Raw genomic sequence first — 15,171 nt, forward strand, 5'->3', positions numbered from 1 at the left:
GGGAGTTTAGGGGTATGGATCTAGATGTAGTCTAATTTTACCCAGTTCTCAAAAAAATAAACCTATTTATTTTTAAAAATTATATTATTTGAAATGTAGCATGAAATATTGCTATGATAACGATAGTTAAATATAAGGAGTGGAAATAATGAATATCGATTTTAATTTATATATGAACGATGTTGTAAAGCAAGCACGTGAGGATATGGAAAGAGCAGGATACTCACAATTAACAACACCAGAAGAAGTGGAAGCAGCATTAGAACAAAAAGGAACAACTCTTGTCATGGTTAACTCTGTTTGTGGCTGTGCAGGAGGAATCGCACGTCCAGCAGCTGCACATTCCGTCCATTTTGACAAGCGCCCTGATCATCTTGTAACGGTTTTTGCAGGTCAAGATAAGGATGCTACTGCAAAAGCACGCAGCTATTTTACAGATTATCCGCCATCCTCCCCATCATTCGCTCTCTTAAAAGATGGGAAACTTTGCACGATGGTAGAACGTCATGAAATTGAAGGTCATGATCCCATGTCAGTAGTAAATAAGCTTCAGCAATACTTTGAACAATATTGCGACGAAGTTTAATTAGAAAAGCGCAAGCGACTTGCTCATTGATATATAGGCCCACTGGATGTGGCGTTTATAGTCGATAGGCGCTGGAGCTGGACAGCAAGAGCATCTATTCAAAATATAGTCTATAAAAAACTTATACTTTCAATAAATGCCCTTGGTTGAGTCGCACAACTTAATCAAGGGCATTTTTGCATGAAAGCCATCTTTTTCCGCAAACTATTGAAAAAGGATGATATTCATGCAGCTATTATTCGCCTTCTTCTTTTTCATTAGTTCACCTTTTTGGCCATTCGATGTAGAAGTGTTGCCGGGTGACTCGCTTGTCATAGTCAATAAGCGTACTAATGAGCTAGCCTGGATCAATGATGGGAAGGTTCAATTCATTACAAAAGTGGCGACTGGAAAAACGAATGAAATGACTCCTGAAGGATTATTTACAATAAAAGTGAAGGCAGAAAACCCATACTATCGGAGAGCCAATATACTAGGCGGGGATCCACAAAATCCACTCGGCTCAAGATGGATTGGTTTTGATGCATTAGATACAGACGGAAGAATCTATGGGTTGCATGGAACGAACAACCCGTCAACTATAGGAAAATATATATCGCAAGGCTGTATTCGTCTTCCTAAAGAACAGCTTGAATTTCTTTATGATCGTGTTCCTATCGGTTCAAAGGTTCTTGTCGTCAACACGGATCAAACATTTGAAAGCATAACTTTTGAAATGAATGTCATATAAAAAAAGGTGAAGTTGCCCAAATTTGAGCAACTTCACCTTTTTTGTTCAGCTGTAACGTCCGACTAGCATATTTCTTGTCCTTTTTCTGCGATAAGTCGAAGGCCTTGAAGTTTTTACGCGATGGACAGTTATTTGCGTCTTGGTCTTATAAAAATGATAGCCCAGCTATTATGGTAGTGGCAATCATAGAGAAGAGCATAATATAAACGATAATTTTTTGAAATTTTTTATTGGCCAATTTGATGCACCCCTAAATCAATCATATTAAGTCTATTTTATCTCGAAATTCAAACTGATACAACCCATCATCATGAATTGATAAGCAGGATTGTGAGCTGGAAATGTCGAAGGTTTATAGAAGTCTTCTAATGAATGCTTTTTGGAGGTTTTTATGAAAAATGTAGATCATATCGGAATTGCCGTTCGATCACTAAGGGAAACGCTTCCATTCTATAAAAATCATCTTGGGCTAACATGTCTAGCAATAGAAAATGTTCCATCTGAACATGTAAATATTGCTTTTTTGGATGCGAATAATGTGAGAATCGAGTTATTAGAGCCTACAGATTCAAATAGCGCAATTGCAAAATTCATTGAGCGACGTGGCGAAGGCATCCATCATATTGCTTTTAAAGTAGATTCTGTTGAAAAGCGCATTATAGATCTCAAAAGTAAGGGAATCCAAATGCTAAGCGAAGTACCCAAAGAAGGAGCTGCCGGGGCACTGATCGCTTTTATCCACCCTAAATCTGCACATGGTGTGCTGTATGAGATTTGTGAAAAAAAGCCACTGAAGGAGAATGACAGTGACTGATATTTACGAAAAGATTAATGACTTATATGATCGTAGACGAAAAGCTGAGCTTGGCGGTGGAGATGAAAGAATCCGCAGGCAACATGATAAAGGAAAGCTAACGGCAAGGGAAAGGATTGATTTGCTTCTTGACGCAGGTTCATTCGTAGAACTAAATCCTTTTATTGAACACCGCTCAAAAGACTTCGGCTTAGAAAATATAAAGCATCCAGGAGATGGTGTAGTAACGGGTTATGGTAAAATGAATGATAGGCTTATTTTTTTGTTTTCTCAAGATTTTACCGTGTTCGGCGGTGCACTGGGTGAGATGCATGCAGAAAAGATTGCTAAGGCCATGGATCTTGCCGCAAAGAATGGCGCTCCGTTTATAGGCCTGAATGATTCTGGAGGTGCGAGGATCCAAGAAGGCGTAGTATCCCTTGATGGCTATGGGCATGTTTTTTATCGTAATGCTATTTATTCAGGAGTCATTCCACAAATATCCGTTATTATGGGACCTTGTGCGGGAGGCGCAGTCTATTCACCAGCAATTACTGATTTTGTTTTCATGGTGGATCATACTAGTCAAATGTTTATTACTGGACCAAAAGTGATAGAAACGGTTACAGGTGAAAAGATTTCATCCGAAAATTTAGGTGGATCCAGAGTACATAATACGATAAGTGGAAATGCTCATTTTAGAGGTAGTAGTGAACAGGAAGTCTTATCAATGGTTCGAACTCTTTTGGGCTATCTACCGCAAAACCATCGAGAAAAGCCGGTAATGTTGGATTGGAATAAAGAAGATGATTTGCGCCCTGAATTGTTAGATCTTATTCCTTTTGATCCTGTTAGACCTTATGATGTAAGAATGGTTATAAACAAGATTGTGGATGAGCAATCTTTTATAGAAGTACATAAGGAATTTGCCAGAAATATAGTAGTTGGATTTGCTAGAATTCGCGGCGAATCGATAGGCCTTGTTTGCAATCAGCCGAAATTTATGGCAGGAAGTCTTGATATTGATTCTTCAGATAAGGCCTCAAGATTTATCCGTTTTTGTGATTCTTTTAATATCCCTATTATTACGTTTGAAGATGTTACAGGCTTTTTCCCTGGTATTAAACAGGAACATGGCGGTATCATAAGGCATGGAGCTAAAATTTTATATGCTTATTCAGAAGCAACCGTTCCGAAAATCACCGTTATACTGCGGAAGGCATATGGTGGGGCATATGTAGCTCTTAACAGTAAAGCAATAGGAGCGGATCTCGTGTTTGCTTGGCCAAATGCAGAAATTGCTGTGATGGGCCCGCATGGAGCTGCAAATATTATTTTTTCCCGTGAAATAGTAAATAGTGATGATCCGGAAAAAACGCGCTTGGAAAAGATGAAAGAATATCGCGAAACCATTGCAAATCCATACGTCGCTGCTGCAAGAGGCATGGTGGATGATGTTATCGATCCAAGGGAAACGCGGATAAAGCTAATCCAAGCCCTTGAAATGCTCCGTCATAAGCATGAAGAAAGACCTAACAAAAAGCATGGAAATATACCTTTATAACATCGACTCTTGTAATACCTTTAAAGTAGAAGTCCTTAAACCTAGTTGTTGATTTGCGCTCCAGGCCCTTCCGCTCCAATCAATAGATGTTAAAACCAACATTGATTTCTAACTTAGAAGAGAAACGGGGATTATACCTTTTTGCATAATACTCGGAATAACCATGATGCTTTTATGGAAGTCGTATAATTTCTTACCATGAGCAATAGAATATCTTAGTTGATTGGAGTGGAAGGAGGCGACTCCTGGTCGGCTAAAGAAGACCACGTCCTGTGGTCAACGCCGCCACTAGGACGTCCTGTCCGTCGGGGGATTAGCGCGATAGGTGAGACCCCGTAGGGCACGTAGCGGCCTAGGAAGCTCAGCGCACGCCTCCCGGAAAGCGTCAGCCTGGAACGGAAATCAACGGCAGCAGACGGACGCGGTGTATGGAGATTTAGAATAGGTAACTCTACCTAATTAAATATAGGAGGAAAAATATATAAACCGTATCATCTAAATCGGTGAATGCCGAGAATCTATTAACAACATTGGAGGAAAAACATATGATTAATGAACAAAGACTGTTAGATGAATTTCTTGAATTAGTGCAAATTGACTCAGAGACAAAGTATGAATCCGAGATTGCCAAAGTACTAAAGAAAAAATTTCATGATCTAGGTGTGGAAGTAATTGAAGATGATACGATGGAACAGACAGGTCACGGTGCAGGAAATTTAATATGCACCTTAAAAGGCAATATGGAAGCAACTCCTATTTATTTTACTTGTCATATGGACACTGTTGTTCCAGGGCAGGGCATAAAGCCTTCCATAAAGGACGGTTATGTTGTAACAGATGGTACAACCATTCTTGGCGCCGACGATAAGGCGGGAATTGCAGCAATGCTGGAATCGATAAAAGTGCTGAAGGAACAAAATACAGAACACGGAGATATACAATTTATTATTACAGTCGGAGAAGAATCCGGTCTAGTCGGTGCAAAAGCGTTGGATTCTTCATATGTAAAAGCAAAATACGGCTTTGCTCTTGATAGTGATGGCAAGGTTGGTAATATTATTGTCGCTGCGCCGACTCAAGCAAGAATTAAAGCGGTTCTGAATGGTAGGACAGCTCACGCGGGAGTAGCACCGGAAAAAGGGATTTCAGCCATTACAATTGCTGCAAAAGCAATTGCGAAAATGCCGCTTGGTCGAATTGATGAGGAAACGACTGCAAATATCGGCCGTTTTGAAGGCGGACAAGCTACAAACATCGTGGCAGATCAGGCGATCGTATTGGCGGAAGCGAGATCCTTAGTGAATGAAAAAATGGAAGCCCAAGTTGCAAAAATGAAACAGGCATTTGAAGAAGCTGCTAAAGAAATGGGTGGATCTGCCGATGTAGAAGTTGAGGTAATGTATCCAGGATTTAAGTTTGCCGATGGTGATGAAGTAGTAGAAGTAGCTAAAAAAGCTGCCTTAAAAATTGGCCGCAGTCCAGAACTCTTAAGAAGTGGGGGAGGCAGTGATGCAAATGTGATTGCAGGCTTCAATATACCTACTGTTAATCTAGCTGTTGGCTATGAAGAAATTCATACTACGAATGAACGGATGCCAGTTGAAGAACTCGGGAAACTAGCAGAAATGGTCGTGGCAGTAATCGAGGAAGCCTCAAAAAGATAAAGTTATTATTTACTTTTTTAAAGGGTGAAGAGAGATGGCAGTTACAGCAATCATATTTAATGCCGGACAAGAGGAGTACGCGATTCCAGTCTCATTTGTAATTTCTATTGAGAAATATGAAAATGTGAATCCAGTTCCACATTTACCGGAATATATTAGAGGAGTAGTTAAATCAAGGGGAGAACTAATCCCGGTGCTTGACCTAGGACATATTTTATATGATCGACATATTCAACATGATGTAGAAGTAAGAATGATTGTTGTCCATACAGAGGAGCTTTCCTTCGCATTATTGGTAAATGAAGCAAAAGAAATTTTGGAAATTCCCGAAAATGCATTGCAGCAAATGGGGCTTGTGGCGTACCATAAAACAAAATACTTTTCTTCAATTGCGAATCTTGAAGAAAGAATCATTACAATGATAGACCCGGTAAGCATGCTTGAAGTACTCGAAGGAGTAAAAGAAATTAAAGACTATTTAAATGAGCAAAAACAAGAAGCATAAATCATACTAAAAGAAAGGGCCTATCCAATTAGGCTCTTTTTAATAAAATCAAGGTGATCAAAATGAAAGAGTTCTACCCAAAAAATGGTCGTGTCATTTTACACGTGGATATGAACAGTTTTTTTGCTTCAGTGGAAATGGCCTATGACGCTTCGTTGAAAGGAAAGCCTCTTGCCATAGCAGGGGATGAAGAACAGCGCCGAGGTATCGTCGTAACATGCAGCTACGAAGCTCGTAAGTATGGTGTGAAAACAACAATGCCAGTTTGGGAAGCGAAAAAACTTTGTCCGAATCTAATTGTAAAGAGACCAAATTTTGATCGATACCGTAATGCTTCACAAGCAATGTTTGAAATTTTGCGCAACTACTCAGAGTTAGTAGAGCCAGTTTCAATTGATGAAGGTTATATTGATATTACAGAGAGCTACGAACTCGGAACCCCAGTTGAAATCGCAAAAGCAATCCAGCAAAGTCTGCTCAATCAGCTTGATCTGCCGTGCAGCATTGGTGTTGCTCCTAATAAATTTTTAGCAAAAATGGCATCAGACATGAAAAAGCCGCTAGGTATTACAATTTTACGAAAAAGAGATATTGCTCATGTTATTTGGCCATTACCGACATTAGAGATGCATGGGATTGGAGAAAAAACGGCCGCAAAGCTATTAGCATTGCACATACATACGATTGGTGATTTAGCAAATGCGAGTGAACTACAGCTCAAGGCCCATTTAGGAATTCGGGGGATACAATTAAAAGAACGTGCAAATGGGATTGATTCGCGCCCAGTTGATCCGGATGCGGCGGGGGAAAACAAAAGTGTCGGGAATTCCATTACATTACCAAGGGATATATCCATCCAATCCAAGTTATTGGAAATCCTTGAATCCCTTTCGGAAAGTGTATCAAATAGATTAAAGAATAAAGGCTATGTTACGAAAAATATCGCAATCACAATTCGCTATAACAATAGAAAAACAATCTCAAGAGGTAAAAAAATCATCAATCCGATCGTGGAAGCAGATGATATTTTTCAAGCAGCAAAAACATTATTCTTACACAATTGGAAAGGGGATCCGGTAAGGCTTTTAGGCATAACAGGTCAAGACTTAGTTGATGAAGACAATGCTTTTGAACAGCTTAATCTATTTTCATATGAAAAAGCAGCTCAAAAGGAGCCGCTTTATAACGCTATAGATAAGATTAAAAGTAAATATGGTACCTCAATCCTTCAAAAAGGAAGCGATCTTCGGAAGGGCACGAAAAAAACAAAGCTGTAATTATTTTTTAAGAAAACGAAATAAACTTTTTAAAGATTTCTTTTTTTTCTTTGAAACAGTTACAGTTTTTTCATTACTTTTTTTAATATAAATTTCATCTTTATCGATTGCATGATCGTACGTTAATACAAGACCGATATTTGTATCATAATTTTTGTTTGCTACGATAGAAAATTGAATATGCTTTGATCTAGCATTATGAATATAGTCCGATAAATATGAGTAATCAAGATCACCATTTAGAAGCATTACTGCATTAGGATGCTCTTTCATTAATTGTAGAACCTCTGGATAAACACCTTTTTCCATAACTTGGCTTTTCGTAAGTGCAACGATAATTCTTTCTCTAATTGTGCCTAGAAATTTCCTTCTTTCTTCCGGTTTAATTTCTTTTACCCCGTACATTCCCTTTTGTAAATAATCATCCACATTGGAGCTTTTCACGGCAAACACCTCCGCGGTAATATATTCTGTATGATGTATATTTGTTAATTGTTTTATCTTATAGTTTGTTGCTACTTATGAAGTTTGCAGCTCTTTCAATGTTTGAGTTAACATCTTTGTTAAAAACAAATATGTATTTGTATATAGTATATCAGGTATCTTACATTATCTGTATCAATAGGTAAAAGAAAAAGGCTGCTTTTGAACAGCCTTTAAATATTTTCCTACCTAGCTCTGTGCTTTTCTTTGCCTAGCTCCAGCGCCTATCGACTAGCAAACTACTTGTCCTTCTCCCTACGATAAGTCAACATCGCTGCCCGTGTTTCCTTTATCTCAGTCGAAGGCCGAAAGAGGAACGTCGACAAAAAACGCCACGTCCTGTGGCATCGTCGACGGACCCACATCCTGTGGGCCTGTACGTCGATAAACAGGCGCTTTCGCTTTTCTTATTAACAATCCGTTACATCTAAGTCTGTAACCGGCCACCATAAAAAACCGTCTTTTTCAAGCAGTTCATCCGCTTCTTTAGGCCCCATAGTACCAGCGCTGTAATTAGGAAAGTTTGCTTTTTCGCTTTCCCAATAATGACTGATTTTGTCAACAAAGCTCCAAGAAAGAGCAACTTCATCCCAGTGTGTAAAGTTTGTTGCATCCCCTCTAAGACAATCAAACAGCAGTCTTTCATATGCCTCCGGGGTATTAAGACCTGCGATGCTATTATTGGAAAAATTAAGCTTCACTGGTGTTGTTTCCATCATTTGTCCTGTATCCTTGGCATTTAAATGAAGGGTAATCCCTTCTTCCGGTTGAATATGAATAACAAGTAGATTCGGGTCTAAGTTTTTATCCGATTTATAATAAAGATTCATCGGGATATCTTTGAATTGAATCACAATTTTCGTTGATTTTGCTGTCATTCTTTTACCTGTTCTAATGTAGAACGGAACACCCGCCCAGCGGAAGTTATCAATCATTAATTTGCCTGCTACATACGTATCTGTATTCGATTCTTTATTTACATTTTGCTCTTCACGATACCCATTCACTTTTCGGCCATTATCTTCACCTGGCCCGTATTGACCTCTCACAAAGTAATTGGGGACTTCGTCATGCTCGATAGAACGAAGAGCACCAAGTACTTTTACTTTTTCACTGCGAATTTCTTTTGGAGTAAGTCGAATTGGCGGCTCCATTGCAAGAAGTGCTACCATTTGCAGCATATGGTTTTGAACCATATCGCGCAGAGCACCGCTTGTTTCGTAATACCCGCCACGTTCTTCTACACCTAGCATTTCACTCGATGTAATTTGAATATTTGAGATAAAACGATTATTCCAGAGAGGCTCAAAAATTGCATTGGCAAACCGGATGACTTCAATATTTTGAACCATCTCTTTTCCGAGATAATGATCGATTCGATAAATATCATTTTCGGAAAAGACGTTTCTAATTCTTTTATTTAATTCAATTGCGGACTCAAGATCATGCCCGAATGGTTTTTCGATGACAAGTCTATGGAAACCTTCTGTATCAGTTAATCCGTCCGTTTTTAAATGCTCGGCAATTGTACCAAAAAATTCTGGTGCCATAGCTAAATAGAAGATTCGGTTTCCTTCTAGACAATATGTCTTGTCAAGCTCATTTGCGAGATTCTTTAATTGTATGTATGAGTTTGAATCGCTGACATCATGAGGTTTATAATAAAAATGAGAAATAAATTCTTCAATATTTTCCGCATCTTTAATAGATGTTAGAACTGAGTCTTTAACATGTTCTCTCAAAACTTCATTGGTCCATGGGCGTCGTGCTACCCCTACGACCGCAAAATGCTTCGCTAATTTTCCCTTTCTAAATAGATGATAAAGGGAAGGGTATAGCTTTCTTTTCGCTAAATCCCCAGTAGCTCCGAATATCATAATGAGCGATGCGGGTGTTTCTGATTGAATCATAATGAAAACCTCTCTTTTCCTTCGTAAACTTTTCCAACATGATTGATTATATCCTATCTTATCAATTATTCTGAAAAAACACGACTAGTCAAGTATCTATTTTTAAATAGCCTATTATAATTATGATAAAATAAATATTATTTATATGGGGGGTTCAATATGAAACTGCTCTTTCTCGGAACTGGCGCGGGTGTCCCGGCAAAACTTAGAAATGTCTCTTCCTTGGCGTTGATGTTATTGGAAGAGAGAAATTCTGTATGGCTTTTCGATTGTGGTGAGGCGACCCAGCACCAAATTTTACATACTTCATTAAAGCCTAGAAAAATTGAAAAAATCTTTATTACCCATCTGCATGGAGATCATATTTTCGGCCTGCCAGGATTACTAGGCAGCCGTTCCTTCCAAGGTGGAGAAACGGAGCTGACGATTTACGGTCCAAAAGGAATTCGTGAATATGTTGATGTTTCTCTCAAAATTAGTCAAACCCATTTAAAGTATCCTTTATCGATTATTGAAATTGAGGACGGGGTTATTTTTAAAGATGAGCAATTCGAGATAGAAACTCTACAGCTTGATCACGGAATCAAGAGCTTCGGGTTCCGCATTACAGAAAAAGATAAAAAAGGAACACTTGATGCCGAGCGGCTTCGCTCTGAAGGCATAATGCCGGGACCGATTTATCAGCGCCTTAAAAAGGGCGAAATCGTTACTCTGGAAGACGGAAGAGTGATCGATGGCACCGATTATTTAGGACCGGATTTAAAAGGCAGAGTTCTATGCATTCTAGGCGATACACGACTATGTGAAAATGCAATCACCCTTGCATCAAGAGCGGACGTCGTCGTCCATGAAGCTACTTTTTCGGCCGAAAGCGAAGAGATGGCAAGAGATTATTATCATTCAACGACCGCTCAAGCTGCAACCCTTGCTTTAAAAGCACAGGCGCAATCACTTTATTTAAACCATATTAGTTCTCGTTATGTTAAGGAAGATTGGAATCAGCTTGCTGAAGAAGCAAAGACTATTTTTCCTAATACGAAAATGGCGTATGATTTCCTAGAAATGACCATTGCTCCACATAAAAGTTAAATTGTCCAGCCTCTTTTGTATTGCTCAGGAGCTGCTAACTCATGTTTCAGCTCTTGCGCCGCAGTTCTCGGCCAGTATGGATCGCGCAACAGGGCACGGGCGAGAAAAATTAAATCGGCCCGGTTATTTTGTAAAATTTCTTCCGCCTGTGTTCCATTTGTGATTAACCCTACAGCACCAGTCGGGATATTAGCTTTATTTCTAATTTGATCTGCAAATGGAACTTGATAGCCTGGAAAAGTCGGGATGCTTGCAGGAACTACTGCACCTGAACTAACATCTATTAGATCGACTCCTTGCTCTTGCATCCAATTCGCCATCAATACATAGTCTTCTTCGTTAAGTCCTTCATCATTATAATCATTTGCTGAAACGCGAACGAATAGCGGACCGTCCCATGTTAATTTAACTTCCTCAATAATGTCTCTTAAAAAGCGATAACGATTTTCTGGGGTGCCGCCATACTCGTCACTACGCTTATTAGTAAGCGGTGAAAGGAATTCATTAATGAGATACCCATGAGCAGCATGGATTTCAATCACTTTAAATCCAGCTTTTTTTGCTCTTTCCGCTGCTTTTCCAAATGCCGCGATCGTTTCTTTAATTTCATCTATACTCATTTCTTTTGGCTTTTTCATTTTCTCATCAAAAGGAATAGCGCTCGGTGCGATGATTTCTCCATCAAGAACCGCTTTTCGTCCTGCATGTGCTATTTGAATGCCACTGACGGCACCATGCTCTTCAATCATTTGCGTAAGCTTAGTAAGTCCCGCAATATGATCGTCGCTCCAAATACCTAAATCACGAGGGCTGATTCTTCCTTGCGGTGTCACAGCGGTTGCTTCAACGACAATGAGACCGACTTGCCCGACAGCACGACTCGTATAGTGGGTATAATGCCAATCCCCAACCATTCCATCCTCATTAAAACAAGAATACATGCACATTGGCGACATCACAATTCTATTTTTCAGCGTAATATTTTTAACCGTAAAGGGTGTAAACAATTTTACAGACATACTTTTGCCTCCTATTTTGCTTTCGCTCTATTATAGCAAGGGGACGGCTTTGTTTGCATGTATAAGCTCTTTAGAGGAGGCCGTTTTTTGTAAAGTTTGTTGTTTGAAAAGCCCAAAAGCCAGTTTTTACACCTAATATGAAAGCTGGGTTGCCAATGAATTTGGCGGATTTTTTCTTTGCTGACGAATGATAGAGATCTAAATTCATTTTGAAAGGCAACAAAGCCTTTATGAATCATGTGATTTTTGATTCGTACATGATTCCCAATCGTTTTGATTGCTCAGCAGCTGCATGAACACAAGCAATGAACGCCTCTTGCATCTCAGCTTGTTCAAGAACAGTAATTCCTGCTTCTGTCGTTCCCCCTGGGCTTGTTACGTTGTTTCTGAGAACTTCAGCTTTTTTTCCTGATACTGACAGCATTTCGGCAGCTCCTAATAGTGTTTGAACGATTAGCTTATTGGATGTATCTTTTTCAAGACCAAATTGTTCCGCAGCCTTTTCCATTGCTTCTACTACATAATAAAAATAAGCTGGACCGCTTCCCGATAGGGCCGTAATCGCATCCATCTGATATTCTTCCACTTCTTCGGTTATTCCAATAGCAGAAAAAATGGAAAGCGCCATCTCTTTCTGAAGGTTGGAAACGCTATGGTTGAAAGTAATGGCTGTTGCGGATTTTCCAACGCTTGCAGAAGTATTGGGCATTGCCCTGGCAATGGCACAATTTGTTTTTAACTTATCCGTTATAAACTCGATAGATATCCCAGCCATAACGGATACGAAGAAACTATCTTTCTGTATATACGGACTAATTTTTTCCAAGGCTTCATTCGCATCTTTTGGCTTTACGGCAAAAATAATCATATCTGCATCACGAACAAGTTCATTCATATCATAGGTTGTATATACTCCGTATTTTTGTTCAAGCTCATGAATCTTCAATTTATTATGTCGATTCGTTATCCTAATATTTTCTCGACTGCATATGTTTTTTTCAATCAACCCTGTGATCATTGCCTCTGCAATGGAACCAGCTCCAACAAATGATATTTTCAAGGGGGATTCCTCCGTTCTTTTAAAATAAAAAAACCCTCTCATCCTAATAAAAAGGACGAAAGGGAATAGCTTCCGTGGTACCACCTTCGTTGGCTGACAAGTTTAGCAACCATCTCTTACCCCTTAACGCGGGTTACGGTCAGTTTTGCCGACAGCTCACTAGGCAGGTTCAAACAGAAAGGGGATGTCGGAGCCTTCCAGCCAATGGACTCCAATCTCTTGCATCATTTCGATTTTACTTTTCCCAGTTCATCGCGAAATATTATATATGATTATGATTATCGCGAGGTTAAATGTCAAGAATATTTTTTCAATAATTAGTGATTAATGACTTTTTTCTATAAGTAAAATAGCCTGAGGCAATAAAAGTCAAAAACCAGACTTTTTTTGCCTCAGAACATTTGCTTGTCGGAAGCCCGCAGGAGGCGGGTCAGGAAGGCGTTGCGACGTCACGGATGTACTACTAGTGCAGGCGAAAGACGTCGCTGCACTGAGCCTGCAACAGGACGTTGCACTTTTAGCCTTCCTTTCCCCTCAGGCGATTTCCGCTTTCCAAACTCGCTGTGTTTCCTTTATCTCAGTCGAAGGACGAAAGAGGAACGTCGACTAAAAACGCCACATCCTGTGGGCCTGTACGTCGATGGGCAAGGCGCTTGCGCTTTTCTAATATATACCGATACACTGTAAGTACTTACTTTATAAAGTTGAGGGATTTCTATGACTTCTAATGAAAAAATAATAAAAATTGAATTGCCTACTCCATTTGCTGTAGGTGATGTGAATGTTTATGTATTGAAAGGGGATGCGGTTACTCTTATTGATGCAGGTGTGAAGACGAAAGCAGCTTGGGAGGCTTTTGTTTTCCAACTCGCTCAGTATGGATTGACACCCGAAGATATCGATCAAGTTGTTCTTACTCATCACCATCCGGACCATGTTGGATTTTTAGAGTGGCTCCCCGAAGTGCCTATATACGGACATAAATATGTGCGTCCATGGATTGAAGAGGATCAAACCTTTTTCGCTGCACACGATGAGTTTTATAGATGGTTGTTTATAGAACTTGGTTTAAGAGGGGATTTTGAAAAAATGTTACATATTTTGAAATCACCCCTTAAGTTTTCTAGTACAGCTCTGCTAGCGCAAGAAATTGCTGAAGGAGATAACATCCCCGGACTGGAAAAATGGTCAATCCTTGAGACTCCTGGTCATGCGCAGAGCCACTTGTCATTTTACTTGGAAAATGACGGTGTCTTGCTTTCCGGAGATCATTTACTCGCTACGATCTCATCAAATCCATTTCTTGAACCTGCACTAAATCCAGCTTCCGAACGGCCAAAGCCACAGCTGCAATATAACGAATCGCTCAGGAAGCTATTAGATTTAGACATTCGCATCGCCTACACAGGGCATGGAGCAGATATTCAAAGAGTTCATGAACTTGTTAAACGTCGCTTGCATCGCCAGCATGAACGTGCATTACAAGTACTTGACATGCTGAAGACTGGGCAATTGACGACATTTACGATTACGAAAGAGCTTTTTCCAGCTGTATATCAAAAGGAACTCGGATTAACTTTATCTGAATCGACCGCCCAGCTTGATTATTTACTATCTCTTGGCCTTATTGAGAAACAATTGAATGACGAAGGTGTTGCATTCTTTTCAGCTATTAAGGAAGTGGCAAGATGAAAAATGAACGCCTTAAAGGGAAAACCGTTGCGATAACAGGAGCTTCCGGAGGTCTCGGTGAGCAAATTGCTTATATGTGTGCGCATAATGGAGCTAATTTGATTTTACTTGCTCGCAATATCGAAAAACTGAATCAAATGTCTAAACGGATTCGAAATGAGTATGGAGTGAAATGTACGGGCTTAGCACTCGATGTTTCTGATGCTGAACAAATTTCCCATGTATTTAAACAGATATATGAAACGGAAGGGGAAATAGATGTTTTAGTGAATAATGCGGGTTACGGTGTTTTTTCTAATGCTGTTGACATTAATCTTCCAGATTTAAAAGGAATGTTTGCTGTCAATGTGATTGGCTTAATTGCTTGTACAAAAGAAGTCATTCCTTATTTGTGTAAAAGGAGACACGGTCATATTATTAATATCGCCTCACAAGCCGGCAAACTTGCAACCCCTAAATCAAGCGTATATGCTGCTAGCAAACACGCTGTACTTGGTTTTTCGAATAGCTTACGAATGGAAATGTCCCAATATGGAGTGTTTGTAACTGCTGTTAATCCTGGACCGATTCGCACAGATTTTTTTCAAAAAGCTGATCCAGAAGGATCTTATCTTAAAAATCTTGGACAATTTGTACTGGATCCTGAAAAGGTCGCTCGTAATATTGTCCGCATCATGCTTAAAAATCATCGAGAAATCAATATGCCGCGCTGGATGGATTGGACTGCTACCTTACATACATTGGCACCCAAAATTGTAGAGTCATTAGGCAGAAAAGCTTTCTTTAAAAAATAACCTCA

At 39.6% G+C, this 15,171-nt stretch carries 15 protein-coding genes; 10 read left to right on the plus strand and 5 right to left on the minus strand.

Going from position 1 to position 15,171, the window contains the following annotated elements:
- The first annotated feature begins 148 nt into the window (after window positions 1-148).
- Both KHA96_RS02680 and KHA96_RS02685 read left to right on the plus strand, forming a co-directional pair.
- Window positions 149-586 carry a BrxA/BrxB family bacilliredoxin gene (locus KHA96_RS02680; RefSeq protein ID WP_213127744.1) on the plus strand — a complete coding sequence of 146 codons (438 nt, stop codon included), beginning with the start codon at window positions 149-151 and terminating at the stop codon, window positions 584-586.
- A 226-nt stretch (window positions 587-812) separates the two neighbouring features.
- Window positions 813-1,316, plus strand: coding sequence for a L,D-transpeptidase (locus tag KHA96_RS02685; protein ID WP_213127745.1), 504 nt, complete (start codon window positions 813-815; stop codon window positions 1,314-1,316).
- Between the two features lie 145 nt (window positions 1,317-1,461).
- Here the strand turns inward: KHA96_RS02685 and prli42 are convergent, their stop codons facing one another.
- Entirely contained in the window at window positions 1,462-1,554 is a 93-nt protein-coding gene (gene prli42, locus KHA96_RS23210; protein WP_213127746.1) for a stressosome-associated protein Prli42, read from the minus strand.
- A gap of 153 nt (window positions 1,555-1,707) precedes the next feature.
- On the opposite strand from prli42, the gene mce reads away from it, so the two are divergent.
- From mce to KHA96_RS02715, 5 genes are all read left to right on the plus strand, one after another.
- Window positions 1,708-2,130: a methylmalonyl-CoA epimerase gene (gene mce, locus KHA96_RS02695; protein WP_213127747.1), complete on the plus strand. Its 423-nt coding sequence runs from the start codon at window positions 1,708-1,710 to the stop codon at window positions 2,128-2,130.
- Entirely contained in the window at window positions 2,117-3,673 is a 1,557-nt protein-coding gene (locus KHA96_RS02700; RefSeq protein WP_249315235.1) for an acyl-CoA carboxylase subunit beta, read from the plus strand. The genes mce and KHA96_RS02700 overlap by 14 nt, the downstream gene beginning before the upstream one ends.
- A gap of 545 nt (window positions 3,674-4,218) precedes the next feature.
- On the plus strand, window positions 4,219-5,337 hold the full coding sequence (locus tag KHA96_RS02705) for a M20/M25/M40 family metallo-hydrolase (RefSeq protein WP_213127749.1): 1,119 nt from the start codon (window positions 4,219-4,221) through the stop codon (window positions 5,335-5,337).
- A gap of 34 nt (window positions 5,338-5,371) precedes the next feature.
- Window positions 5,372-5,842 carry a chemotaxis protein CheW gene (locus KHA96_RS02710; RefSeq protein WP_213127750.1) on the plus strand — a complete coding sequence of 157 codons (471 nt, stop codon included), beginning with the start codon at window positions 5,372-5,374 and terminating at the stop codon, window positions 5,840-5,842.
- 62 nt (window positions 5,843-5,904) lie between these two features.
- Window positions 5,905-7,119, plus strand: coding sequence for a DNA polymerase IV (locus KHA96_RS02715; RefSeq protein WP_213127751.1), 1,215 nt, complete (start codon window positions 5,905-5,907; stop codon window positions 7,117-7,119).
- On the opposite strand, the gene KHA96_RS02720 is transcribed toward KHA96_RS02715, so the two are convergent.
- Both KHA96_RS02720 and zwf read right to left on the minus strand, forming a co-directional pair.
- Entirely contained in the window at window positions 7,120-7,563 is a 444-nt protein-coding gene (locus KHA96_RS02720; protein WP_213127752.1) for a YueI family protein, read from the minus strand.
- A 449-nt stretch (window positions 7,564-8,012) separates the two neighbouring features.
- Window positions 8,013-9,512, minus strand: a complete 1,500-nt coding sequence (zwf, locus tag KHA96_RS02725) for a glucose-6-phosphate dehydrogenase (protein WP_213127753.1) — start codon at window positions 9,510-9,512, stop codon at window positions 8,013-8,015.
- A 159-nt stretch (window positions 9,513-9,671) separates the two neighbouring features.
- Here zwf and rnz point away from each other — a divergent pair, with 159 nt between their 5' ends.
- On the plus strand, window positions 9,672-10,601 hold the full coding sequence (gene rnz / locus KHA96_RS02730; RefSeq protein WP_213127754.1) for a ribonuclease Z: 930 nt from the start codon (window positions 9,672-9,674) through the stop codon (window positions 10,599-10,601).
- Here rnz and namA read toward each other — a convergent pair.
- Entirely contained in the window at window positions 10,598-11,620 is a 1,023-nt protein-coding gene (gene namA, locus KHA96_RS02735) for an NADPH dehydrogenase NamA (RefSeq protein WP_213127755.1), read from the minus strand. The two genes, rnz and namA, sit on opposite strands and share 4 nt — an antisense overlap.
- A gap of 235 nt (window positions 11,621-11,855) precedes the next feature.
- A complete protein-coding gene (gene proC, locus KHA96_RS02740) occupies window positions 11,856-12,680 on the minus strand; it encodes a pyrroline-5-carboxylate reductase (RefSeq protein ID WP_249315237.1) in 825 nt (274 codons plus the stop codon).
- Between the two features lie 717 nt (window positions 12,681-13,397).
- On the opposite strand from proC, the gene KHA96_RS02745 reads away from it, so the two are divergent.
- Window positions 13,398-14,372, plus strand: coding sequence for an MBL fold metallo-hydrolase (locus KHA96_RS02745; RefSeq protein ID WP_213127757.1), 975 nt, complete (start codon window positions 13,398-13,400; stop codon window positions 14,370-14,372).
- Window positions 14,369-15,166 (plus strand): SDR family NAD(P)-dependent oxidoreductase, encoded by a 798-nt coding sequence (locus tag KHA96_RS02750; protein ID WP_213127758.1) that lies wholly within the window; start codon window positions 14,369-14,371, stop codon window positions 15,164-15,166. The genes KHA96_RS02745 and KHA96_RS02750 overlap by 4 nt, the downstream gene beginning before the upstream one ends.
- The last annotated feature ends 5 nt before the right edge of the window (window positions 15,167-15,171 follow it).

This window comes from Bacillus sp. FJAT-49711, assembly GCF_018343715.1.
In the GTDB taxonomy this organism is placed as follows: Bacteria; Bacillota; Bacilli; order Bacillales; family Bacillaceae_C; genus Lederbergia.